At 68.1% G+C, this 21,908-nt stretch carries 20 protein-coding genes; 9 read left to right on the plus strand and 11 right to left on the minus strand.

Annotated elements, in window-relative coordinates; all coding sequences use genetic code 11:
• Together MFF22_RS22300 and MFF22_RS22305 are read right to left on the minus strand one after the other, a co-directional pair.
• Positions 1-535: AMP-binding protein (locus MFF22_RS22300; RefSeq protein WP_238252825.1), on the minus strand; the 535-nt coding region annotated here is incomplete at its 3' end.
• Positions 536-604: 69 nt separating this feature from the next.
• On the minus strand, positions 605-1,054 hold the full coding sequence (locus tag MFF22_RS22305; protein ID WP_238252826.1) for a monooxygenase family protein: 450 nt from the start codon (positions 1,052-1,054) through the stop codon (positions 605-607).
• 65 nt (positions 1,055-1,119) lie between these two features.
• Here MFF22_RS22305 and MFF22_RS22310 point away from each other — a divergent pair, with 65 nt between their 5' ends.
• Positions 1,120-1,689, plus strand: coding sequence for a TetR/AcrR family transcriptional regulator (locus MFF22_RS22310; protein ID WP_238252827.1), 570 nt, complete (start codon positions 1,120-1,122; stop codon positions 1,687-1,689).
• A gap of 4 nt (positions 1,690-1,693) precedes the next feature.
• Here the strand turns inward: MFF22_RS22310 and MFF22_RS22315 are convergent, their stop codons facing one another.
• Both MFF22_RS22315 and MFF22_RS22320 read right to left on the minus strand, forming a co-directional pair.
• The gene (locus tag MFF22_RS22315; protein ID WP_238252828.1) at positions 1,694-3,115 is read right to left on the minus strand and encodes a malonyl-CoA decarboxylase; all 1,422 of its coding nucleotides are present in this window, start codon (positions 3,113-3,115) and stop codon (positions 1,694-1,696) included.
• Between the two features lie 155 nt (positions 3,116-3,270).
• Complete coding sequence (locus MFF22_RS22320; RefSeq protein ID WP_238252829.1) at positions 3,271-3,462, minus strand: hypothetical protein; 192 nt, start codon at positions 3,460-3,462, stop codon at positions 3,271-3,273.
• 165 nt (positions 3,463-3,627) lie between these two features.
• Between MFF22_RS22320 and MFF22_RS22325 the strand changes: the two genes are divergently transcribed.
• Entirely contained in the window at positions 3,628-4,920 is a 1,293-nt protein-coding gene (locus tag MFF22_RS22325) for an MFS transporter (RefSeq protein WP_238252830.1), read from the plus strand.
• Positions 4,921-5,037: 117 nt separating this feature from the next.
• On the opposite strand, the gene cobD is transcribed toward MFF22_RS22325, so the two are convergent.
• A complete protein-coding gene (cobD, locus tag MFF22_RS22330; protein WP_238252831.1) occupies positions 5,038-6,057 on the minus strand; it encodes a threonine-phosphate decarboxylase CobD in 1,020 nt (339 codons plus the stop codon).
• Between cobD and cbiB the strand changes: the two genes are divergently transcribed.
• Both cbiB and MFF22_RS22340 read left to right on the plus strand, forming a co-directional pair.
• The gene (gene cbiB / locus MFF22_RS22335; RefSeq protein ID WP_238252833.1) at positions 6,049-7,032 is read left to right on the plus strand and encodes an adenosylcobinamide-phosphate synthase CbiB; all 984 of its coding nucleotides are present in this window, start codon (positions 6,049-6,051) and stop codon (positions 7,030-7,032) included. The two genes, cobD and cbiB, sit on opposite strands and share 9 nt — an antisense overlap.
• Positions 7,033-7,073: 41 nt before the next feature.
• Positions 7,074-8,003 carry an NAD(P)-dependent oxidoreductase gene (locus tag MFF22_RS22340; RefSeq protein ID WP_238252834.1) on the plus strand — a complete coding sequence of 310 codons (930 nt, stop codon included), beginning with the start codon at positions 7,074-7,076 and terminating at the stop codon, positions 8,001-8,003.
• A gap of 7 nt (positions 8,004-8,010) precedes the next feature.
• On the opposite strand, the gene MFF22_RS22345 is transcribed toward MFF22_RS22340, so the two are convergent.
• The 3 genes from MFF22_RS22345 to MFF22_RS22355 all read right to left on the minus strand — a co-directional run bounded on the left by MFF22_RS22345 (position 8,011) and on the right by MFF22_RS22355 (position 12,346).
• Positions 8,011-9,126, minus strand: coding sequence for a hypothetical protein (locus tag MFF22_RS22345; protein WP_238252835.1), 1,116 nt, complete (start codon positions 9,124-9,126; stop codon positions 8,011-8,013).
• A gap of 176 nt (positions 9,127-9,302) precedes the next feature.
• A complete protein-coding gene (locus MFF22_RS22350) occupies positions 9,303-10,823 on the minus strand; it encodes an oligosaccharide flippase family protein (protein WP_238252836.1) in 1,521 nt (506 codons plus the stop codon).
• 428 nt (positions 10,824-11,251) lie between these two features.
• A complete protein-coding gene (locus MFF22_RS22355; protein ID WP_238252837.1) occupies positions 11,252-12,346 on the minus strand; it encodes an acyltransferase family protein in 1,095 nt (364 codons plus the stop codon).
• A 773-nt stretch (positions 12,347-13,119) separates the two neighbouring features.
• Here MFF22_RS22355 and MFF22_RS22360 point away from each other — a divergent pair.
• From MFF22_RS22360 to MFF22_RS22380, 5 genes are all read left to right on the plus strand, one after another.
• Complete coding sequence (locus tag MFF22_RS22360; protein WP_238252838.1) at positions 13,120-15,030, plus strand: HAD-IIIC family phosphatase; 1,911 nt, start codon at positions 13,120-13,122, stop codon at positions 15,028-15,030.
• 237 nt (positions 15,031-15,267) lie between these two features.
• Positions 15,268-16,707 carry an MBOAT family O-acyltransferase gene (locus MFF22_RS22365; protein WP_238252839.1) on the plus strand — a complete coding sequence of 480 codons (1,440 nt, stop codon included), beginning with the start codon at positions 15,268-15,270 and terminating at the stop codon, positions 16,705-16,707.
• Position 16,708: 1 nt separating this feature from the next.
• Positions 16,709-17,806, plus strand: a complete 1,098-nt coding sequence (locus MFF22_RS22370; RefSeq protein ID WP_238252841.1) for a hypothetical protein — start codon at positions 16,709-16,711, stop codon at positions 17,804-17,806.
• Positions 17,806-18,042: an acyl carrier protein gene (locus MFF22_RS22375; RefSeq protein ID WP_238252842.1), complete on the plus strand. Its 237-nt coding sequence runs from the start codon at positions 17,806-17,808 to the stop codon at positions 18,040-18,042. Before MFF22_RS22370 ends, MFF22_RS22375 begins: the two co-directional genes overlap by 1 nt.
• Positions 18,039-18,509: a VOC family protein gene (locus MFF22_RS22380; protein WP_238252843.1), complete on the plus strand. Its 471-nt coding sequence runs from the start codon at positions 18,039-18,041 to the stop codon at positions 18,507-18,509. The genes MFF22_RS22375 and MFF22_RS22380 overlap by 4 nt, the downstream gene beginning before the upstream one ends.
• Here the strand turns inward: MFF22_RS22380 and MFF22_RS22385 are convergent.
• The 3 genes from MFF22_RS22385 to MFF22_RS22395 form a co-directional block, all read right to left on the minus strand.
• Positions 18,461-19,603 carry an acyltransferase family protein gene (locus MFF22_RS22385; protein WP_238252844.1) on the minus strand — a complete coding sequence of 381 codons (1,143 nt, stop codon included), beginning with the start codon at positions 19,601-19,603 and terminating at the stop codon, positions 18,461-18,463. The two genes, MFF22_RS22380 and MFF22_RS22385, sit on opposite strands and share 49 nt — an antisense overlap.
• Positions 19,604-19,959: 356 nt before the next feature.
• The gene (locus tag MFF22_RS22390; RefSeq protein WP_238252845.1) at positions 19,960-20,136 is read right to left on the minus strand and encodes a hypothetical protein; all 177 of its coding nucleotides are present in this window, start codon (positions 20,134-20,136) and stop codon (positions 19,960-19,962) included.
• Between the two features lie 172 nt (positions 20,137-20,308).
• Positions 20,309-21,682 (minus strand): MFS transporter, encoded by a 1,374-nt coding sequence (locus MFF22_RS22395; protein ID WP_370877604.1) that lies wholly within the window; start codon positions 21,680-21,682, stop codon positions 20,309-20,311.
• Between the last annotated feature and the right edge of the window lie 226 nt (positions 21,683-21,908).

Consider the following 21,908-nt stretch of genomic DNA (forward strand, 5'->3'; position numbering starts at 1 on the left):
ACCTCCGGCACGACCGGGCGCTCCAAGGGCGCCCGGTCGTGCCGGAGGTGTAGAGGATCGCCGCGAGATCCTCAGGCGCCCGGGGCACGTCGGCGAAGGCGGCCCCGTCCTGCGCGTCCGCCGCCTCCGCGGCGCTGCCGGTGCCGGCCGCATCGAGGGTCCAGACCTGCCGCACGCCCGCGGCGGCCCCGGCCAGGGCCTCGCGTTTCGCCGGATCGCACACAAACAGGGCGGGCTCGGCGTCGCCGAGGAAGTAGCCGATCTCGGCCGGGGTGTAGGCGGTGTTCAGGGGCAGGAACATCGCCCCGGCCCGCACCACGCCGAGATAGAGGAAGATCACCTCCGCGCTCTTCTCCACCTGCACCGCCACCCGGTCCCCCGGCGCGACGCCCGCCGCCACGAGGGCGGCCGCGTAGGCGCCGGAGCGGGCGAGGAGGTCGGCGTAGGAATGGTGCCGTCCCTCATGCGTCTCGATGACGGTCCGGGTCGGGTCGGCGGCGCCGTCACGGACGAGGGAGAACAGGTGGTTGGTCATGCGGAGCAGGGTTTGCGGACGTCGATATCCTGTCTCATTAACGGCCCTGCCCGCCTCCCGCGAGCCCTTTCAGGCGGCGAGCCTCTGCCGGGACGACAGGAAACCGCCCTCCGGAGCCCGTTCGGGGGCGAACAGGCCGAGGCCGGTGGGCGCGGGCATGCCCACATAGATCGCCTCCATGCCGCCGCGGGAATAGGCCTCGTGCCAGAAGCCGGAGCCCCGGGCATCCCGGGAGAAGTCCCGCCACCACGTCCGGTGCGGCTCCGAACGGGTGAACCGCTCCAGGCTGTCGAGGTCGCGCCAGTACTGGCGCATGCCGACATGGGTCAGGCCGAAGAACAGGTTTTCATGCGCCAGCAGCCCGTCCGGCTGCGAGCGGACCGAGGCGGCGATGCCCCGCCCGACCCCCATCAGCGCGAGCAGCCCGCGCCAGCGGGTGACCCTGAAGCCGAGATAGACCACGACGAGGTCGGGATAGGTGGAAAGATCCACCGAACGGCGGGCGGGGGTGGCTTGCATCGCACGGCCTCATGGGATCGTTTACAGCGCATACATCGCGCGTTTTGTTTACAGTGTCAACATCCATGCCGGACAAGGACTACCATCATGGCGACCTGCGGGCCGCGCTGGTCTTAGCGGCCCTCGAACGGCTGGAGGCCGGGGGCGCGGCGGCCCTGTCGCTGCGCGGAATCGCCAGGGATTGCGGGGTCTCGGCGATGGCGCCCTACCGCCACTTCGCCGACAAGGACGCCCTCCTCGACGCGGTGGCGGGGCATGGCTTCCAAGAACTGGCCCGTTGCCTGGAGGAGGCCGACGCCACGGCCGGCGGGAGAGAGGCCCTCGCCGCGCAGGGCGCCGCCTACGTCGCCTTCGCCTGCCGACACCCGGCCCTGTTCCGGCTGATGTTCATGGCGCCGCGCCGGAGTTCGGACGGGTCTGCGGCCTACGCGATCCTGGCGCGGCGGGCCGCGGCCCTCGCCGGGCCGGGTCAATCCGCCGGGGACCTGACCCTCGCGGCGTGGTCGCTGGTGCACGGGCTCGCCGCCCTGATCCTCGACCGCCGGGTGCCCCTCGAGCCCGGCGAGGTCGACGGCGTCGCCCGCCGGATCACCCTCGCCTTCGCCCGGATGACGGAGGGTCCGACGGTCGGTTGATCCCCTACGCCTCGGCCAGGGCCACGGCCCGGGGGGGCGGAAGCTTGGCGCGCAGGTCGCGGGTGACGGCTGGGGACGCCGCCACGGTGCCGAGATTGGCGTAGGTCTCGTGGTTCTTCTCGATGGCGGCGAGGTCGTAGAGGTAGTTGACCATCAGCCCGTGGGACTGGTTGAGCCCCTTGTCCGAGACGTCGCCGAGGAAGTTGATCCGCTCCAGCCTCGCGCCGTTGCCGAGGTGGAACCGGGCCACCGGGTCCAGGGGCCGGCCGCGCTCGTTCTTGGCCCGCAGGAAGTAGGCCGCCGCCGCCGGGACCAGGGCCTTGCGCACCGTGTCGGACAGCGCCTTGTCCTCATGCCAGCCGGGCACGTCGAGGGCCCGCAGGGCCTCGACATCCTCGGGCAGCAGGCCCTGGGGGCTGTCGGCCCGCCGCTCCCGGGTGAGCCACGAGGAGAAGCCGGGGACCGGCGAGAGGGTGACGAAGGTCTTGAGGCTCGGGATCTCCCGGGCCAGATCCTCGACCACCTGCTTGATCAGGAAGTTGCCGAAGGTGACGCCCGCGAGCCCCTTCTGGCAGTTCGAGATCGAGTAGAAGATGGCGGTCGTGGCCGAGCGCGGTGCCAGGGGCTTGCGCTCCCGGGACAGGATCGGGGCGATGGCCGGGGCGATCCCCTCGGTGAGGGCGACCTCCACGAAGATCAGCGGCTCGTCGGCCAGCGCCGGGTGGAAGAAGGCGAAGCAGCGCCGGTCCGGCGGCTCGATCCGGGCGCGCAGGTCGTCCCAGTCGGCGATGGCGTGGACCGCCTCGTAGCGGATGATCTTTTCCAGGATATGCGCCGGGGTCGTCCAGTCGATGTGGCGCAGCACCAGGAAGCCGCGGTTGAACCACGAGGCGAACAGGTGCTCGAAGTCGGAATCGAGGCTGTCGGCCGCGTCGAGCAGGGCCGCATCCCCTTTGCCATCCCCCTTGGCGGCCCGGCGGAGGTCCCGGCGCAGGTCGAACAGATCCTCGCGCATCCGCACGAGGCTCAGCGTCCCGCCACGGGCGAGGTTCAGGCGGCGAATCAGTTCCTGGCTGCGCGGCTCCGCCGCCTCGTGCAGGGTGCCGAGGCGGGCGCGGCTCGGGTCGGCGAGATAGGCCGAGATGGCCGCATCCACGGCCCGGTGGTCCGCGTCGAAGTCGAGGGCGATCGTCCGCAGGAATTCGTGCCGTTCGGCACTGCCGAGGCTGGCGTAGCGGTCGAGGATCGCCCGGGCGAGGGCGACGCCCGAGGCCTCGCCCCGCCGGGAGATGAGATCCTCGCACAGGCGGGCGAGTTCGGCCGCCCCCGCCCTGGCCGCGAGATCGCCGCGGCCGAGGCCGACGAGGTCGCGACCGCGCTCGCTGATGGTCTGCAGCAGGTCGCCGAAGAAGGAGATCGCCGCCATCGCCCCTGAAGATCCCCACCGTGACGCCGGCCCGGCCAGACGCCGCCGGTCGATGGCGCTATGTTAGGGCGTCGGCAGGGTTGCGGCCAAGCCCGGAACGCTCAAGAACCACGTGAGACCGAGACGGTCGAGGTCGACAATGTCGCCGGCAATCCTCAGTCCCGCGGGGCGATGAGGGCGAGGTCGGCCCGCTCGCGCCAGTCGCCGACGCCATGCTGGCGGGCGAAGCGCAGTTCCGCGGCGCGGCGGGCCCGTTCGGGGTCGCGGGCCCGGGTGATCTCGACGGACCCCACCGTGAACGGCACCCCGAGGATCTCCTTGGCGAAATCGACCCGGTAATTCGGCATCCCGTACTCCTTGCTGAGGCCCTCCCCCGGGTTCCCCTTGGGAACGGATCGGCACCTCGCTCGTAGAATGACGGCAGGACCGGCGCAGCGGGATCTCTCGATCCCCGGGCCGGTCCGACGCGGGTTTCTGCCCGCATCTCGTGCATATGGTGCGGCCCCCGCCCGATGGCAGATGCACCCGGCGGGGCGCGGCCATGCGGCGCGCCCGGTTGCCGGACGCGACGGCCCGGGCCTATCCGCACCCATCCCGCCATCCCCCGATTCCGCGAGGGCGTCCTGTCCGCTTCATCCAGCGCCGCCTCCCTCGCGCCCGCCCGCCTCGATGGCAAGGCGCGGCTCGGCCTGACGCTGATCGCGGGCGGGGCCGTGGCGAACATCTATTACAACCAGCCGCTGCTGGGGATGATCGTGGCCGAGTTCGGCGACCGGGCTGCCCTGTGGGTGCCCACCACGGCCCTCGTCGGCTACGGGCTCGGGATCGTCGGGCTCGTGCCCCTGGGAGACGCCCTCCCCCGCCGCCGGCTGATCGTGCTCCAGTGCCTCGCCCTGGCGCTGGCCCTCCTCGCGGTGGGCTTGAGCCACAGCCTCCTGAGCCTCGCCCTGGCCCACCTGCTCGTGGGCGTGCTCGCCTCGGCGGCCCAGCAGGCGGTGCCCTTCGCCGCCGAGCTCGCCCCCGATTCGAGCCGCGGGCGGGTCGTCGGTCAGGTGATGACGGGGCTTCTCACGGGTATCCTCCTCGCCCGGACCGCGAGCGGCTTCATCGGCGCCCATCTCGGCTGGCGCCCCGTGTTCCTCATCGCCTCCGGCCTCGCCCTGGCCATGGCGGGGGTCGCCGCCGCCACCCTGCCGCACACGCCCCAGACCCATCGCCTGCGCTACGGCAGCCTGATGGCCTCGATCGTCGGCCTTGCCCGGACGCAGCCGGTGCTTCGGACGGCGAGCCTGTCGCAGGGGCTGCTCTTCGCCGGCTTCAACGCCTTCTGGGCGACGCTGGCCCTCCTCGTCGAGGGGCCGCCCTTCGGGCTGACCGCCGCCGGGGCGGGCCTGTTCGGGGTGATCGGCGTCTGCGGTGCCTTCGTGGCTCCCCTCTCCGGCCGCTTCGCCGACCGGAGCGGTGCGAAGCCGGTGGTGCTCGGCGGCAGCCTGCTCGTCGCCCTGGCCTTCGTGGTGCTTTGGGCGGGGGGGACATGGTCCCTCGTCGCGGTGGCGATCGGCGTGCTGCTCATCGACATCGGCATGAACGGCGCGCTCATCGCCAACCAGACCCGGGCCTACGCCCTGGTTCCGGGGGCGCGGGGGCGGATCAACACGGTGTTGTTCACCACCGTCTTCGTCTTCGCGGCGATCGGGGCCTATGCCGGCTCGCAGGCGTTCCTGCTGGTCGGCTGGCCGGGGGTCTGCGCGGTGGGCCTGACCTTCTCGGCCCTGGCCGTGCTGGTGGCGGCCCGGGATCGCTGAAACCGGAGGTTTCCAAAGGGGATCATCCCCTTTGGTGGGGTCCAGGGGCGAAGCCCCTGGGAGAACCGCAGGGCTCCGCCCTGCACCCGCCAAAGGGCTCGGCCCTTTGGGATCCCACTACTTCAGCACCCGCGACAGGCGGCACCATGCGTCCTTTCCGGCCGGCAGGCCGAAGCGGAGGCGCTCCTGGCGTTCGGCGAAGCGCCGGACGGCGATCCCCGCCTCCGCGAGGCGCCGGTAGAGGTCCGGGCCGTCGGGGAAGTCGGCGGTGCGGAACAGGCAGGTCCCCCCGACGTTGCGCCCCCCGCCCCGGAGGATCATCCGGTCGAGGCGGGCCGCATCCTCCCCCCGGTCCCGGGCCGCCGCGGCCCGCCATGCCCTGTCCGACAGGGCCGCCCGCCCGATCGCCAGGGCCGGCCCCGACACCGCCCATGGACCCAGCGCCCCTGCGATCCGCTCCGCCGTCCCGGGATCGGCGACGGCGAAACCGAGGCGCAGGCCCGCCAGGCCGTAGGTCTTGCCGAAGGAGCGCAGCACCACGAGCCCCGGCATCGCATGCGGGCAAAGGCTCTCCACCGGCTCCAGGTCGGCGAAGGCCTCGTCGGCCACCAGCAGGCCGCCCCGGTCGCGCATCGCCCGGGCCAGGGCGAGGCGCTCGGACAGGGGAAGGGTCCGCCCGTCCGGGTTGTTGGGATCGACGATCACCGCCACCTGCGCATCGGCGAGGGCTCCGGGGTCGTGGCTCTCCACCACGGCGTGCCCAGCCCGGCTCCATGCGGCGGCGTGCTCGGCATAGGTGGGGCCCAGCACCGCGACCCGGGCCGGGGCCACGAGCCGGGGCAGGGTCTCGATCAGGATCTGGGTGCCCGGCGCGGGCACCACGTGGGCGGGGCCGGGGGCGCCGTAGGCCGAGGCCGCCGCCTCCCGGAGGCCGTGGACCTCGCTGGCCTCCGGAAGCCTCAGCCAGGCGCTGGCCTCCACCGGCGGCACGGGATAGGGGACCGGGTTGATCCCCGTCGACAGGTCGAGCCACGGCTCGGGCGCGTCCGGGTAGGCTTTTCGGAGCCCGCCGAGGTCGCCTCCGTGGGCGATCGCGGCAGGCTCACGCGCGGGAACGCTCCACACCGAATGGTCCATCCGCCCGACACGCTCGCCCTTCTCGCCATCGCCCTCGGGGTCGAGGCGGCGGCCGGCTATCCCGACGCGCTCTACAGGGCCGTCGGCCACCCTGTCACCTGGATCGGCCGGCTGATCGCCGCCCTGGAGCGCAGCCTCAACCGCGGCTCCCCGGGCCGGCGTCGGCTGGCCGGCGTGCTCGCCCTGGCACTGCTGCTGGGGGTGGTGGGGGCCGTCGCGGCAGCACTCACGGGGCTCGCGGGGCTCGCCGGCCCCCTCCCCGCTCTGGTGATCCTCGGGATCCTCGCCGCGAGCCTGCCGGCCCAGCGCAGCCTGCACGACCACGTGACCGCAGTGGAAAACGGCCTGCGGACGGGGGGGCTCGAGGCCGGGCGGCGGGCGGTGGCGATGATCGTCGGGCGCGATCCGGAGCGGCTGGACGAGGCGGCCGTCTGCCGGGCAGCGATCGAGAGCCTGTCCGAAAACTTCTCCGACGGGATCGTGGCGCCGTCCTTCTGGCTCGGATGCCTGGGCCTGCCCGGCGGCGCCCTGTACAAGGCGGTCAACACCGCCGACAGCATGATCGGCCACCGCACGCCGCGCTACGAGGCCTTCGGCTGGGCGGCGGCCCGCCTCGACGACCTCGTCAACCTGCCTGCCTCCCGCCTCGCCGGCCTGCTCATCGCCGGGGCGGCGTGGCTGCGCGGCGCCGACGCCAGGGGCGCGCTCCGGGCGATGGCCCGGGACGCCCGCCGCCATCGCTCCCCCAATGCCGGCTGGCCCGAAGCCGCCATGGCGGGGGCGCTCGGCCTCCGGCTCGCCGGGCCGCGGGTCTATGACGGCGCCCTCGTCGCCGACGCCCATATGGGCGACGGCCGGGCCGGGGCGACGCCGGACGACATCGGCCGGGCGCTCGCGCTCTACCGCACGGCCTGCGTCATCCAGGCAGGACTGGTGCTGGCGCTCCTCACGCTCGGGTTCGCGGTGGCGGGATGACGCCGGCCCGTGGCACACCGGGACACGAGGGAGACAAGCCCATGCGCGCCGTGTTCGTGGATGCCAGCGAGACCCTGGCGGAGGTGGCCCGCCGCCTGAGCCGACCCGGCGATCCGCCGCTGACGATCCATGCCGACCCGGACACCGTCCCGGAGGACCTGCCACGCCTCCTCGCCGGGGCGGAGATCGCCCTCATCGACCACACCGCCCTGCCGCTGTCCGTCGCGAAGGCCTGCACGGGCCTGAGGCACGTCGTGTTCCTCGGCACGGGGGCGCGCAGCTACATGGACCCAGAGGCCCTGGAGGCCGAACTCGGCGTGCGGGTGCACCTGATCCGGGGCTACGGCGATACGGCGGTGGCTGAATGCGCCTTCGCCCTGATGTGGGCGGCGGCCAAGGGCCTCGCCCGGATGGACGGGGCGATGCGGGCCGGACAATGGCTGCGCAGAGACGGGATCCAGCTCACCGGCAAGACGGTGGGCCTCGTCGGCTTCGGCGGCATCGCAGCGGAGATGGCCCGCCTCTGCGCCGGGGCCGGCATGCGGGTGACCGCCTGGAACCGGACGCCCCGGACCCATCCCGGCGTGGAGTTCGTGGCGCTCGACCGCCTGCTCGCGGAGAGCGACGTGGTCTCCCTCCACCTGCTCCTGACCGACGAGACGCGCAATTTCCTGTCCGCGGACCGGATCGCCGCCCTCAAGCCCGGCGCCATCCTCGTGAACACCGCCCGGGGCGCCCTCCTCGACGAGGAGGCGCTGGCGGAGGCTTTGCGCACGGGCCGCCTCGCCGGGGCGGGGCTCGACGTGTTCACGCAGGAGCCCCTGCCGGCCGGGCATCCCCTCGCGGCCTTGCCGACCGTGACCCTCTCGGCGCACTCGGCGTTCCGCACGCCGGAGGCGAGCGACAACCTGATCGCCGCCGCCCTGGACCATTGCCGCCGGATCGCCGGGGGTGTGGTCGAGGGCGGCTGAGGGCGGCTCACGACGCGAGCAGCTCGTCGAACTGCGCTTGGCTGCGCGCCACGATCTTGTCGTAGCCCGACGCGAGGTTGGCCCGGAACGACTCGACCTCGGTCGGATTCGGGCTCGCGGAGGAGAGGAACCGCAGAAGTTCGTCGCGGGTGTCGAAGAAGTATCCGAACGGCCCGATGATCCCCGCCAGCTCCTCCCCGAAATCGGTCCGCAGGCCGATCATCGGAGTGCCCGTCAGCAGCATGTCCATCACGGCGCCGCTGGCCTGCAGCCGGTAGGGGTCGCTCGGGAGGTGAAGGAAGAAATCCGCCGCCGCGATCCGGTTGAGGCGGTCGGTGTACTCCATCGAGAACGCCTTGTTGTCGTTGACCCCGTCGATCCTGTTCGAGACCACCTCGACCTCGAACCGGCGGTCCTCCTGATGGATGCCCTCAAGGGCGTCGAGGAGGGCCCGGTTCTTGGGCGACAAAGCGTGCCACCCGGCCATGAAGATGACCTGGGGAAGCCGGTTCGACCGCAGGGGAGAGCCGGCGCCGCGCTGCGGCAGGGGGGCGACGCCCACGGGATGGATGACCGCGCCGATGTTGCCCCGGCGGAAGAGGGGGCCGATCAGCTCCTCGACATTCGCCCGGATCCGGTCGCCGAGCACGATGAACCGCGCGCCGCGGAAGGCCCGGAAGAAGAAATACCACTTGATGACGTTCTTGATCCGCACCCGCCTGTCCGTCGCGGCGGCCTCCACGAGGTGGCTGTGGAGCACCCAGCGGATCGGCTTCCGGCTCGCGCCCTGGTGGAACAGGCACATGTACACGAACATGTCGTATTCCATGTTCGTGAACAGGATCTGGTCGAATTTCTTGCCGCTGATGAAATCTCGGACGGTCTTCCTGATGTCCGACCGCCGATGCCACGGCACGAAGGTGATGCGCTCGCAGGCCTCGGGCCCGAGATACTCCTTAAGCGCCTCGCAGTGACTGACTTCGGCGATGACCGAGATTCGGGAATAGCGGGCCAGGGCGAGACGAACGACCCCGGTGTTGACCAGAATATGTGACTGACCCACGACCGAAGGGTCGATCAGCAGGGCGCTCGGATCGCCTGGAGGTCCTTCGGGATGTTTCATGTGGTGACCTCGACGGTGCTGACCCCGGACAATGAGCGGAACTCAAGCAGGCTTAACGCCCTCAACCGGGACTGCGAGACAGTTTCCCGTTCTCGCGAAGCGAGATTCGGGCCGGGTAATTCGCCGTGTGGAAGGGTAAACCCGTTTCAAAACGGGATTTTTTCACGGCTCTAGTCTTAACGATCTTTTTTGATCATCCCGGCCATCGCGCCCCTCAGGAAGGTGAACTCGTTCTTGAGGTTCTTCCCTTCGATGGCGAACATCGTGCCGAAATAGCAGACGACCGCTGCAAGGATCGCACCGGAGAGCGCCACGATGCTCCCCCCCGCCACATACAGGACGCCCCAGCAGACGAGGCCGCAGAGGACGGCGGCGATCAAGGATCCGCTCACTTCCTTGATCATGCTGACGAACCTCGCATCCGCGACCCGCACGACGAAGGTGCAGACGACGAGGGCGTAGATGGTGTTGGAGAGTGTCACGAGCCACACGGCTTCCCAGGCCTGCAGATAGTAGCCCGTCGCCACCGCTGCCACCCGCCCGATGCTCAAGAGCACCGTCGTCAGGAAAAAGATGAGGTTGGCATTGAGCGCCAGGAGCAGCGCCGTGCCCATCGAGGCCGTGATGCTGAGGGCATAGCCCGGGGCGAGAATCCGGAGGAAGACGCCCGCCTGCTGCCAGCTCGGACCGAGGACCTGCGCCAGCATCTCTGGCCCGGTCGCCGCCAGCACGGCTGCCGTCGGGAAGGTCACGAAGGCCATCAGCCGGCAGACCTTGTAGAAGATCTGGATCAGCCGCTCGTGCTCCTCGCTGAGGCTCTGGGCGTAGAGGGCGGACCAGCTCGGGTTGCTGAACGCCTCGAACAGGAAGCGCGGCACTTGGTTGGCGAAGTTGTAGGCGCCCAGGCTGGCCGCGCCGAAGGCGTTGCCGAACAGCAGGGTTTCCGCCGAGCGGGCGGCCAGGTCGGCGACCCGCCCGCCCATGAGAATGCCGCCGGAGGAGAGATGGCTCAGCATCGCGGACGGCCGAAAGATGGCCGAGGGCCGCTCGAACGCATACAGGTTCACGATCACCGCCTTGACCACGCAGCCGGTGAAGGACTGGAAGGCGAGGGCCATCGCCCCGAAGCCCATCACGCCCAACCCGACGGCGCAGATGGCACCCGCCACCGTCGCGAGGAGGTCGGCGATGGCGCAGGCGACGAGGTTTCCGCTCCGGGTCAGCCGTGCGACGGGCAGCACCGCGAGGCTGAGGAACGGGAAGCCCGCCGCTAGAATCAGCATCAGGATGTTGAGCCTGGGCTCGGACGAGGCCAGCGACAGCAGGTATCCGCTGGCGACCACGGCCAGGGACAACACGAAGCCGGACGCCATCAGCACCCAGAACGCCGTCGACCAGACCTCCGGCCGGTTCGTCCGGTCCCGGGCCAGGGACAGGCCTACGCCGCCGTCGGCGATCAGCGCCAGGAACGCCACGACGGGCACGGTGAGCGCGTAGACGCCGAATTCCTTGGGGCCCAGCAGGTGCGCCATCAGCGGGAGCAGGGCGAGCTGGATCAGGATCTTGACGACGCTCACCGTCCCCCCGGCGCCGAGGTTCTTGAGCATCCGCGTCGTCCGCTCGTGCGGATGGCTCTCGGTGGCGATGTCGAGGTCGGGACCCGGCACGAAGCCGCCGTCCATCATCAGCTCGGGCACGAGGGGAGACGGGCCATGCGGCGGAATAATATGCGACCGCCTGGAGAGATGATCAGATTCCACGCGCTCTAAAACTCTTTCAAGCTCTTCGAGATAGCGACTCTTTTGAGGGTCTAGGCTGCGATCGCCGCAATCATCGAATTCTGCGATGGTTCTGCGCGCGTGATTATAAATTTCCTGCCGCTGGATAGCCGTACTCTCGCCCAGAGACGCGACCGTCGTCTGGACGATACCGTAGAACCTGGTGCTACTGGATGTTTCGGCCATCGCGAGCTACTATAAAATCCTATTAAGGTTGCTTAGGTAGAAATCACCACTTCCCGGGAACGATCGGACGCGCAAGACTTCGCGGGCCGACCCGCGCAGGCGGGTCGGCCCGCGCGGCCCTCGCGGCGGGCGGGCAACCCGGCTCCCAGGTCAGGTGCATGTCAGACATTGAGGCCGGTCGACGCCCCGGATGCCGACCGTGACCGGCGCAGCCAGCCCATGAGCCGGGATCGCACCGGCTCGTCGAAGACCCGCAGGGCGAGTGCACTCACCACCGGGAGTATCACCAGGAGACCGACGGCCTCGACCATGAAGTTCGTCGTCTTGAACACGGTCTGGTAGGCACCGTTGATCCAGCAGAAGACCGGGTAATGGAGGATGTAGATCGGATACGATACGGCTCCGAGCCAGACCGACACCCGGAAGAGACGGCCTTCGATGCGGATCCGCGCCGCCGTGAGCACGAGGGCGGGGGACAGCAGCGCCACGAAGGCGAGTTCCACGGGAGATGGCAGAAGGTAAGGCAGGGGCAGGGCGAAGACGCCCACCATCAGGACGAAGCAGATCCAGAAAGCCACCTTGCCGAAGGCCGTCGGCTCGCCCTCGCCCGCCCGCTCGTAGATGGCGAACAGGATCGCCCCGGCGTAGAAGGAATAGAGGACCCGGGGCAGCCCACTCCAGAAGGTGTCGGCCGTATCGCCGCCGAGACCGAGCCAGAGGAGGCCGATCAGGGACAACACGACGATCGCGACGTCGAGGCCGCGCCGCCCGATGCGGCTCGTGAACCACCACGCGATGTTGGCGAAGAGCTCGAGGAAGATCGTGTATTGCGGCCCGTTGAGGGGGAACAGCTGCGGGCCGCCCAGCGCCGGGGACGCCCCGGGATATGGGATGCTCAGAAGGTTGAGCGCCATCGCTACAGCCACCTCAATGCCCGAGATGGGCTCTCGGCCCTGCAACGTCCGCGCCCACACATAGGCACCGCTGACGAGCGTCGCGACGACGACCAGGGGCATCAGGCGGATCAGCCGGCCGACAACGAACCGGGACAGGGGCATCCCGGCGGCAAACCGGTCCCTGTACGCGCTCGCCAGCACGAAGCCACTCAGACAAAAGAACAAATCCACCGCGAGGCCAGCGTTGACGGCATAGCCGGGGCCCAGCAGCCAGTGCTGGACGTGATAGATCAGAACGAAGAAGGCGGCCACGCCGCGGATGAGATCGAGGGCGGGGTAATATTGTCGTCGGTCTGACACATCGACCCCATGTCTGTTCGCTCCGTCGAGAGCGTCTGTTCGCTCCGTCGAGAGCGCTCGCCACCTACGCATGCCGTTGCCGGTCACAAACGTCTGAACGGCCGGCTTCGTCCCATCCGAACCCGGCAACGGACCGAGTCCCGGTCCCGGTCCCGGAGGCCCAGGACGATTTGAATCGCCTGGGTTGCACTACGTGCGATCTGATACCTGTGAGTTGCATGAGTCGCATATCGGATATGCAACCGGATGCCAGCGGCCGCTCACGACATGGGTTTATGGGGCGGGCGCAAATGCAATTTAAAGGACACGACGGTGCCCGGCACTTGCCGGCGTGACGGTCCCGCCCCCGTCCCGGAAGATTTTTACCGGCCCTGGCCGAGTCGCCAAGTTTGGTCACAATGGCGGGCCGATGAACGGGGTGCGGTTCCGAAGCGGCCGATCAACCAAGATCGAAGGGATCAGTAGGAAAAGCGATGCACCTCATGTGCATCATAGTTGCCAAGCTGAGCGTTGTTTATAAATTCTGCCCCTGCACTTCGAATCCGCACCCTGTAAGCTAAGCAGAATGCCTAGGGTTGGCTTCCTGATATCAATAATCTAGAGTGAATCTAACAACGCCCATGTCAGCGTGAGCTGTCTTAACGATCTCAAAAAATATTGTGTGCAGTGGCCAGATTCCGAGATTCGATCATCTCGTCGGCACTGACTTGTGACAGCGTTCCCCTGAAAAGGGCGATCGCTGCCAGACGACCGCGCCATAAGCGAGAAGCCGGATGCAGACCAACATTTTCGAGACGCTCGACTGGTTGCCCGATGCGCCCGAAGATTTCCGCCAGCGATGCAAGTCCCTGGCTGAGGATGCGAATGCTTCGGGGCGTGAAGTCTCCGCATTGGCCAACGCGAAATTGGACAATAACAAGCTTCGGGTCCTTGGTGGCGTTATTGCCAAGCTGATCGCCAACGGGCGGACGCTACATCCGCTGTCGCCGTTCAAGCTGGGCATTCTCGGCACCGGCACGACCGATCTGCTGTTACCACCTGTGGTTGCAAGCGCGGCCCGGCACGGTGTCGCCCTCGAGGCGATCGCGGGGCATTACGAGAGCGCGCTCCAGGATGCCCTCGACAGCGGTTCCGTCATCAACACGGCCCGGCCCGACGCGGTCCTGGTGGCGCTCGATCACCGCAGCCTGCCGATCACCGCGGTTCCCGGCGAGCCCGAGCTGGCCGACCGGATCGTGGAGGATTGCGCGCAGATCTACGCCGCCATCTGCGGGGCGGTGCGCCAGCACGGCGGCGCGTTCTGCATCCTTCAGACCCTGGCGAGCCCGCCGGAGGCCATCTTCGGCAGCCTCGACCGGTCCGTGCCGGGGACGCTCGAATGGATCATCGGCCGGGTCAACGACCGGATCATCGACCTCGCCCAGCGCGACGGGAACGTGCTGTTCGATGTCGCCCGCCTCGCGGCCACGGTGGGGACGGCCAACTGGTTCTCCCCGCAGGAATGGAACGTCGCCAAGCTGGCCTTCTCGTACGGCTACGTGCCCCTCTATGCGGACCGGCTCGGGGGGCTGCTCGGCGCCCTGCGCGGCAAGTCCCGCAAGTGCCTGATCCTCGACCTCGACAACACGATGTGGGGCGGGGTGATCGGCGACGACGGCATGGCCGGCATCAACATGCGCCAGGGGGATGCCACCGGCGAGGCGCACCTGACGCTGCAGCAGGCCGCCCTCGAACTGCACAAGCGCGGCATCCTGCTCGCCGTCAGTTCCAAGAACACCGACGAGGTCGCCCGGGAGCCCTTCCGGAGCCATCCCGAAATGCTCGTGCGCGAGAAGCACATCGTGGCCTTCCAGGCCAACTGGCGGGACAAGGCGTCCAACATCGCCGCCATCGCACAGGAGCTCAATATCGGGCTCGATTCCCTGGTCTTCATGGACGACAATCCGGTCGAGCGGGACCAGATCCGGCAGGCGCTGCCGCAGGTCCTCGTCCCAGAGCTGTCGAGCGATCCCTCCGACTATGCCCGGCGGATGCTGGCGACGAACGCCTTCGAGGCCGTCGCCTTCCTCCAAGAGGACAAGGCCCGCTCCGAATCCTACAAGGCCAACGCGCAGCGGCTCGCCCTGAAGAGCGACGCCATCAACATGGAGGACTACCTCGCCTCCCTAGAGATGGAGATCCATTTCGACCCGTTCGACGAGACCGGCCGGAGCCGGATCGCCCAGCTCATCAACAAGAGCAACCAGTACAACCTCACCACCCGGCGCTACACCGAGAGCGAGGTCGCCCAGCTGGAGGAGGATTCCCGTGCCTTCACCCTGCAGGTGCGCCTGAAGGACAAGTTCGGCGACAACGGGATGATCAGCGTCGTCATCTGCCGGGCCGAGGGTGACGACGTCTGGCAGATCGACACGTGGCTCATGAGCTGCCGCGTCCTCGGACGGCAGGTCGAGCACATGGTGCTGCAGGAACTCCTGCATCATGCCCGGGCCGCCGGAGTACGCAGGCTGGTCGGCGAATGGCGCCCGTCCGGCCGCAACGACATGGTGCGCGACCACTACGCCAAGCTCGGCTTCACGGCGGACGGGGAAGGATCCGAGGGCAGCACCCGCTGGACCCTCTCCACCGACCACGAGGCCCCCCGGCCACGGATGACGGTTATCCGCTCAGGCGTTTCCGTCTAGTGCATCGATCCAGACGGAGGCGGCAGCCATGTCTGGAAAAATTGATGCAAAAAAGAGCGAGTGCCCGGTCGCATGAACGAAGTGAATGCGTCTGAGCCCTAGGGCATCCCCTCCCCCGACAGGGGCGCCCGCGACGAACGACCTTGCCGCATCGTTCCGCACCGCCCGGCGGAGGATGCTTCAGAGACCGCGGCCGCCCTTCCGGGCGCCGCCCATGGCACGACCGGATCCCGGACCATGAATTTCGTCTCCCTCCACTTCCTCGTCTTCACCCTCGCCACCGTCCTCGCCTACCAGGCGACACGGAGCGTGACCGTGCGGCAATGGGTGCTGCTGATCGCCTCGGCGTATTTCATCAGCACCTACATGCTCGATTTCAAGTCGGCCCTGCCGCTGGCCGTCTTCCTCGGCCTCGGTTACCTCCTCGTGGCGGCGATGGGCGCGACGCCGAGCCGGGCCTACGTCGCAGCGGCGGTCTGCCTGATGATCGGCAGCTTCCTCTATCTCAAGCAGTTCTTCTTCCTCACCGCGGTCGGCCTGCCCTTCATCTACTCGACCGTCGGCCTGTCCTACGTGCTGTTCCGGATCATCAGCCTGATCGTCGATCTTGCCAACCGGGACATCGAGAAGAAGCCGGGCCCGGGCGCCTACCTCGCCTATACCTGCGGTTTCACCACCTTCCTGTCGGGCCCCGTCCAGACCTGGCCGTCGTTCAAGGGCGAGTACGAGAAGCAGCCGGTCCCGATCACCGAGGGCGAGGTGCTCCACGCCATGTCCCGGATCGCCACGGGCTACTTCAAGCTCGCCATCGTCGCGGCGGTGTTCGACTACCTGTTTCAGAACTTCACTGTGCAGTTCACCGGGGCGGCCGGGCCGGTGTCCTGGCCCAAGCTTGTCGCCCTGTATACGGTGAGCGCAGCCGCCTATACGGGATATCTCTATTACAATTTCTCCGGATACATGGACATCGTCATCGGCATCGGCGGCCTCCTGCAATTCAAGCTGCCCGAGAACTTCAACAAGCCGTTCTCGGCCAAGAGCTTCCTGGAGTTCTGGCAGCGCTGGCACATGACCATGTCGCAGTGGTTCAAGACCTACCTGTTCACGCCGATCATGCTGGCGGCGATGCGGCGCCTCCCTGATCCACGGCATTCGGCGGCGATCGGCCTGTCCGCCTTCTTCATCACCTTCCTGGTGATGGGGATCTGGCACGGCTCGACGGTGGTCTTCGTCGTCTACGGCGTGCTCATGGCGTTCGGTGCCTGCGCCAACAAGCTCTGGCAGCTCGCCATGCCCCGCGCCCTGGGCAAGCCCGGCTACAAGAGCCTGCAGAAGCGGCTGGTCTATATCCAGCTCTGCAAGGGCCTGACCTTCGCGTTCTTCACCCTGGCCCTGACCTGCCTGTGGACGCCCGAAATCGGCCAGCTGTTCGGCCTGACCGGCCGCCTGGGCGTCTCGGGCCTCGTCCTCTCCATCGCCGCACTGACCCTGGTCTTCGCCGCGGTCAACCTCGTCTTCGATCGCGTCGGGGCCATCGCTCCCGGCCGGCTCGCCGCGGTGGGGGCGCGGTACCGGGACACGTTGGCGGTCTCGCGCTGTGCGGGCGTCATCCTGGCTGTGATCTTTGTCTCGGCGATCCTCAACAAAGCCCCTGAATTCGTCTACAAGGCGTTTTGATATGGTCGTCGTCGTTCGGGTCCTGCTGCGTGTCTTACTGCTCACCGCAGCGGTCTATGCTTGCCTCGTCGGAATCGCGGCCCTCATGGCCCCCGGGAGTTCCGAACCTCAGACGGTCGACACGGCCAGCGCCGGATCCACGCTCTACGCCACATCCACCAAGTATCTCATGTTCATGCAGCCCGCCCTCCGGATGCCGGGCCGGCGGGTGATCGTCCTCGGCGCGTCGAATGCCGACATCGAACTGCGGCCGCAGGTCTTGGGGGAGACGGTGAAGTGCGCGACGATCGACAACCTGTCGATCGGCAACGAGAACATCACCGAACTCGACGAGACCGCCCGGATCGCCCTGCAGAACCGGCGCTATGCCCATGCGAGCTCGGACGTCTATGTCCTGGGGGTCTGGTTCGGGCTGTTCGGCGACAGCAAGGCGCGCTGGAACGGCCCCACCCGGGAGAATAACGAGAGCGACATCGACCTCGAGTTCCAGCGCTACGGCACCTACAAGAAGGGCGGCGACTTCTACGAAAGCCGTTTCGGCGTCGCCTACGAGCCGCTCCTCAACGGCCTGGTGAGCCCTTTCCCCCTGATCGAGAAGGTCTCCCGCGAGACCACCAAGCGGTTGAGGGACTTCTTCTTCATCCGCCCCGACTCACGGACCGATGCGGAACGGGAAGCGGCCGTCGTGTCCGACGCCGACCGGTCGGCGGCCGTCACGTACTGGCAGCGGCAGCTCGGCTCCCCTGACCGGCTGTCCCCGGCCCAGTTCGACCTCCTCGCCAAGACCATCACGATGCTGAGCCGCGGCGGGAACAAGGTCATCGTCGTCGACCTTCCCGTTCCGAACTGGTGGGACGCGGCATTGCCGATGAACCGCGAGTACAAGGACCGGCTTGCGGCCATGGAACGGAGCTTCGCCGACGACGGTGCGGTCAAGTTCGTGAACCTCGACCGTTTCAACAACTCCGAGAACTTTTCCGACGAGGTTCACGCGAAGCCGAGTATCGCCAAGCAGATCGGCCAGAGCGTGGCGAAGGTCATCAACGCCGAGACCTGCGACCTCACCCGCCAGACGCACCTCCTGGAAGGACACCATTGATGAGCCAACAAGAAAAGCTGCAGCAGATTTTCCGTGACGTGTTCGACGACCCGTCGATCGAACTCGAGCCGAGCATGACGGCCGACGACATCGCCGAGTGGGACAGCCTGAGCCACGTGCGGCTGATGCTGGAGGTGTCGAAGGCCTTCGGCGTGCGGTTCTCGGCCTCCGAGGTGAGCAGCCTGACCAATGTCGGCGACCTGGAGGCGCTGATCGCGGCCAAGGGGGGCGCATGATGCGGCCGGGCGATGGGCCGGCGCAGGGTGAGACGGACGGGCCGGGGGAGGATTCTCCCTTCCGGTCCCTGACGTTCCACCACTTCGCCGTCGCGACCGACGATGCCAAGCTCTCGTCCGAGTACCTCGCCGCCCTGGGCTACCGGCGCGGGGCGAACGCCTACGACCCCCTCCAGAACGTCAACCTGGAGATGTGGCACCATGCCGGGATGCCGGATGTCGAACTCGTCTGGCCCTCGGGCACGAGCGGCCCCGTCAACACGATGCTGAAGAAGAAGGGCGTGGGGATCTACCACGTCTGCTACGAGGTCGATGACCTCGCCGAAACGGTGGAGACGTTCCGGGCGAAGGACCTGAACTTCCTGGAAGTGGTCGAACCGAGGCCGGCCGTCCTGTTCGGGGGCAGGCCGGTCGCCTTCTACCTCTTCGAGGGGTTCGGGCTGGTGGAGCTCCTCGGCAGGGCGTGACCGCCGGCCGTGACGGGCCGTCCGATCCACCGGGACAGACGGTGGGTCGGACGCTCGATAAAGCGGTAAAACAGGATCGCGACGGGGAAGCTCGCGACCAGGGAGATCGCGAGGGCCCCCCAGAGCGGGAGGACCCCGTGAAAGGCCCTGACGGTCACCTGCAGCACGATGGCGTGGGTGAGATACAGGCTGTAGCTGATCATCCCCAGAGCGATCAGGGCCCGCCAGCGCAGGATGTTCTGAAACCGCTTCGACCCGATGGCGACGTACATAAGGATCGCCGCGCCGAGGCTCGCCGGCTCGTCCCGGAAGATCATCAGCAGACCCAGGGCGGCGCAGAGGAGCAGCCCCGCCTTCATCGGCGTCCGGTCCAGATCGGGAATCGCCGCCCGCGAACACCAGACCGCGAGGAAGATCCCCAGCACGAACGGCATTACGAAATGCACCGTGACGTCGAGGTTCGAGACGAGATCGGTGGCGTGGAACGGGACCGGGTCCCACCGGAACCGATTCGTGATCACCTCCACGACGACGAAGGCCCACAGGCTCCAGGGGAAGCGCACCGCCAGGAGGTACAGGAAGGGCAAGAGCAGCGAGATCCGCAGCTCGTAGACGAGGCTCCAGGCGACGGTGTTGACCGTGTTGGCCGCGGGCGTCCCCGCCAGAAGGAAGAACTGCGCGAGGGTGCTGTCCCGGAGGGGCTGGCTCCACATCTCGTTAAATGTGATCGCCGTGTCGGACAGGACCCGCGGCTGCAGCAGGAAATAGCAGGCGATGGCGATCACGCCCGAGGCGACGTAGGGCAGGTAGATGCGCACGAGGCGGCGCAGGACGAAATTCGGGTACGAGAATTTCCGTGATCCGTTCAAGATTCCGTAGACGATCACGAAGCCGCTCAGCACGAAGAAGAAGATGACGCTGGAGCGGCCGTTGATCAGGAATCGCAGGGGCGTGAAGCGCACGACCTCCTGAAGGAACGGAGCAGTCATGTAATGATGGTGAAGGACGACCATCAGGGCCGCGAGACCGCGCAGGGATTCGAGATAATCCAGCCGCCGCGGCGCCGATACGGTCCCTTCCGTTCTCTCTATCACCCTTGCTTCCGCCATTGAGAAAATCTCGTCCAGGTTAAGCATAAATTTCAGAATTGGGCAATTTTCATCCTGAAACGACTCCGAGAAGCCTACTGGCAATTGTCTTTGCGCGCTTTTGTGGGCGGCGCCTATCCGTAAGATTACATAGCCTTGCGCGAAATGCCTCAGCCCCCGTCATCCATGTGACGGCAATTTGGTGTTGTCATGGGGAAAGACTGCTGAGCCCGGGCTTCAGGGCCTCCGCATTGTACGGCGGGTCTGGAACGGCCCCTCGCGCGTCCGAACCGGCGCAGGACAGTCCCTGCGCCCGGCCGGGGACCGGCGGGGCGGGGCAGTTCGAGCAGCCTCTGTTGGGATCAGTGTTCGGTGCCGGGCCGGTTCGGGCGCGGGGGCCCGCCATGGTCCTGCACGAAGTTGGAGCGGGTGGGATCCCCCTTGGAATCCGCGACCTGCTTGCGGGCGGCCGCCGCCAGGAACCAGATGCCGCCGATCGTGCCAAAGGCGAGAACCAAAAGTGGAATTCCGTCGCTCATCGTCCGCCTCCACCAGAAGCGCCCCGGGTGAGGGGACGCGGTTCCATTCCGGCCGCCGCGAGAGCATGACCGAAACGGCCTTCCCCGGCGGTCCGGCGGAGAAGGCATCCGGGGTAAACCCGAATCCGACACGCCGGCTTTCGCGTGATTAACGCACGGTTGCGGTTTTCGTTCAGGTTGCCGTGGCGGCGTGGGCAGGCACTCCCCGGCGTGCCGCGTCCCGCCGCAGGGCGGAGAGCACGAGGAACATCAATCCCGCCCCGGCGGCGAGGCAGGCCGAGAGGAACAGCATCGGCACGAGGTCGCTGCGGGTGGCGTCGCGGATCATTGGCACCGCGTTCTGGGCCACGAACCCGCCGAGGTTGCCCACCGAGTTGATCGCCGCGATCCCCGCCGCCGCCGAGGCGCCCCGGAGGAAGGTGCCGGGCATCGACCAGAAGACCGGCTGCGCCGAGAACGCCCCCGCCGCGGCGATGCACAGGCAGGCGAACTTCACGGTGTTGCCCGGCAGCACGACGCTGAGCGCCAGCCCCGCCGCACCGACCAGCGCCGGCCCGACCACGTGCCAAGTGAGCGCGTGGCCCGTCGCCCCCGTCCGGGCGGCGTGCCGGGGTACCCACCACAGGGCGACCGCAGCCCCGAGCCAGGGGATGACGTTGATGAAGCCGTTGGCGAGGTTCGACACGCCGAACCCCTTCACCACCGTCGGCAGCCAGTAGCTCAGGCCGTAGGCGGCGAGCGGCAGGCAGATGTACACGCCGGCCAGCATCTGCACCCGCCGGTCGAGGAGCGCGGCGAAGGGGTTGCCGTGGTCCACATGGCCGGCCCCCGTCTTCTCCGCCTCAATGGTGCGGGTCAGCCACGCCTTCTGCTCCGGGGCAAGCCAGGAGGCGGAGGCCGGGCCGTCCGGCAGCACGAACAGCACCACCACGGCGAGCAACAGGGCCGGGCCGCCGGTGGCGAGGAACACCCATTGCCAGCCGGCGAGCCCGAGCACCCCGTCGAGGCCCAGCAGCGCCCCGCCCACCGCCGCGCCCACCGCATTGGCGAGCACCGAGGCGATCATGAACCAGCCGATCATCCGTGCCCGGTGTCCTTGCGGGAACCACAGGGTCAGGGCGAACAGCACGCCGGGGAAGAACCCCGCCTCCGCTACCCCGAGGAGGAAGCGCAGGACGTAGAACATCACCGTCCCCTGCGTGAAGCCGAGGAGGATCGTCACCAGCCCCCAGGTGAACATGATCCGCGCGAACCAGATCCGCGCCCCGACCTTCTCCAGAAAGACGTTGGCCGGCACCTCGAACAGGAAGTAACCGAGGAAGAACAGCGAGGCGCCGAGCCCGTAGGCGCTCTCGCTGAGGCCGAGGCTGCCGACCATCTCCAGCTTGGCGTAGGAGATGTTCTGCCGGTCGATATAGGCGACGAGGTACATGAGCCCGAGGAGCGGCATCAGCCGCAGGGTCACGGTGCGGATCGTGGCCTCGCCCAGCCCGGCCTCGGCGGACGTTGCCAGCCCCGCCCCCGCGGGATTCGTCTGAGCCGTCATGGTCGCGCCTCCTCCGACTAGGCCCCGTCGCTGTCGTCATGCGGGTCCATTAACTCGGAGTATATCACCGAAGCCGGCGCCGGAGCCATTCCCGTTCACGCCGCCCGCGCAACACCCGCCGCCCTCGTGATGGCGGTGGCAGGGCCAATGACATCCTCTCCGTCATTGCGAGGCCGTGCCGAAGCAATCCAGCGCGCGACTGATCCGGACAAGGCGCTGCCCTGGA

It is taken from the genome of Methylobacterium persicinum (genome assembly GCF_022179525.1).
Taxonomy (GTDB): Bacteria; Pseudomonadota; Alphaproteobacteria; order Rhizobiales; family Beijerinckiaceae; genus Methylobacterium; species Methylobacterium persicinum.

Bases quoted from the DNA above. Each gene is read 5' to 3' on its own strand.
- MFF22_RS22305 (WP_238252826.1), bottom strand. From the start codon at position 1,054: ATGCAAGCCACCCCCGCCCGCCGTTCGGTGGATCTTTCCACCTATCCC.
- MFF22_RS22310 (WP_238252827.1), top strand. From the start codon at position 1,120: ATGCCGGACAAGGACTACCATCATGGCGACCTGCGGGCCGCGCTGGTC.
- MFF22_RS22315 (WP_238252828.1), bottom strand. From the start codon at position 3,115: ATGGCGGCGATCTCCTTCTTCGGCGACCTGCTGCAGACCATCAGCGAG.
- MFF22_RS22320 (WP_238252829.1), bottom strand. From the start codon at position 3,462: ATGCCGAATTACCGGGTCGATTTCGCCAAGGAGATCCTCGGGGTGCCG.
- MFF22_RS22325 (WP_238252830.1), top strand. From the start codon at position 3,628: ATGGCAGATGCACCCGGCGGGGCGCGGCCATGCGGCGCGCCCGGTTGC.
- cbiB (WP_238252833.1), top strand. From the start codon at position 6,049: ATGGTCCATCCGCCCGACACGCTCGCCCTTCTCGCCATCGCCCTCGGG.
- cobD (WP_238252831.1), bottom strand. From the start codon at position 6,057: ATGGACCATTCGGTGTGGAGCGTTCCCGCGCGTGAGCCTGCCGCGATC.
- MFF22_RS22340 (WP_238252834.1), top strand. From the start codon at position 7,074: ATGCGCGCCGTGTTCGTGGATGCCAGCGAGACCCTGGCGGAGGTGGCC.
- MFF22_RS22345 (WP_238252835.1), bottom strand. From the start codon at position 9,126: ATGAAACATCCCGAAGGACCTCCAGGCGATCCGAGCGCCCTGCTGATC.
- MFF22_RS22360 (WP_238252838.1), top strand. From the start codon at position 13,120: ATGCAGACCAACATTTTCGAGACGCTCGACTGGTTGCCCGATGCGCCC.
- MFF22_RS22365 (WP_238252839.1), top strand. From the start codon at position 15,268: ATGAATTTCGTCTCCCTCCACTTCCTCGTCTTCACCCTCGCCACCGTC.
- MFF22_RS22370 (WP_238252841.1), top strand. From the start codon at position 16,709: ATGGTCGTCGTCGTTCGGGTCCTGCTGCGTGTCTTACTGCTCACCGCA.
- MFF22_RS22375 (WP_238252842.1), top strand. From the start codon at position 17,806: ATGAGCCAACAAGAAAAGCTGCAGCAGATTTTCCGTGACGTGTTCGAC.
- MFF22_RS22380 (WP_238252843.1), top strand. From the start codon at position 18,039: ATGATGCGGCCGGGCGATGGGCCGGCGCAGGGTGAGACGGACGGGCCG.
- MFF22_RS22390 (WP_238252845.1), bottom strand. From the start codon at position 20,136: ATGAGCGACGGAATTCCACTTTTGGTTCTCGCCTTTGGCACGATCGGC.
- MFF22_RS22395 (WP_370877604.1), bottom strand. From the start codon at position 21,682: ATGACGGCTCAGACGAATCCCGCGGGGGCGGGGCTGGCAACGTCCGCC.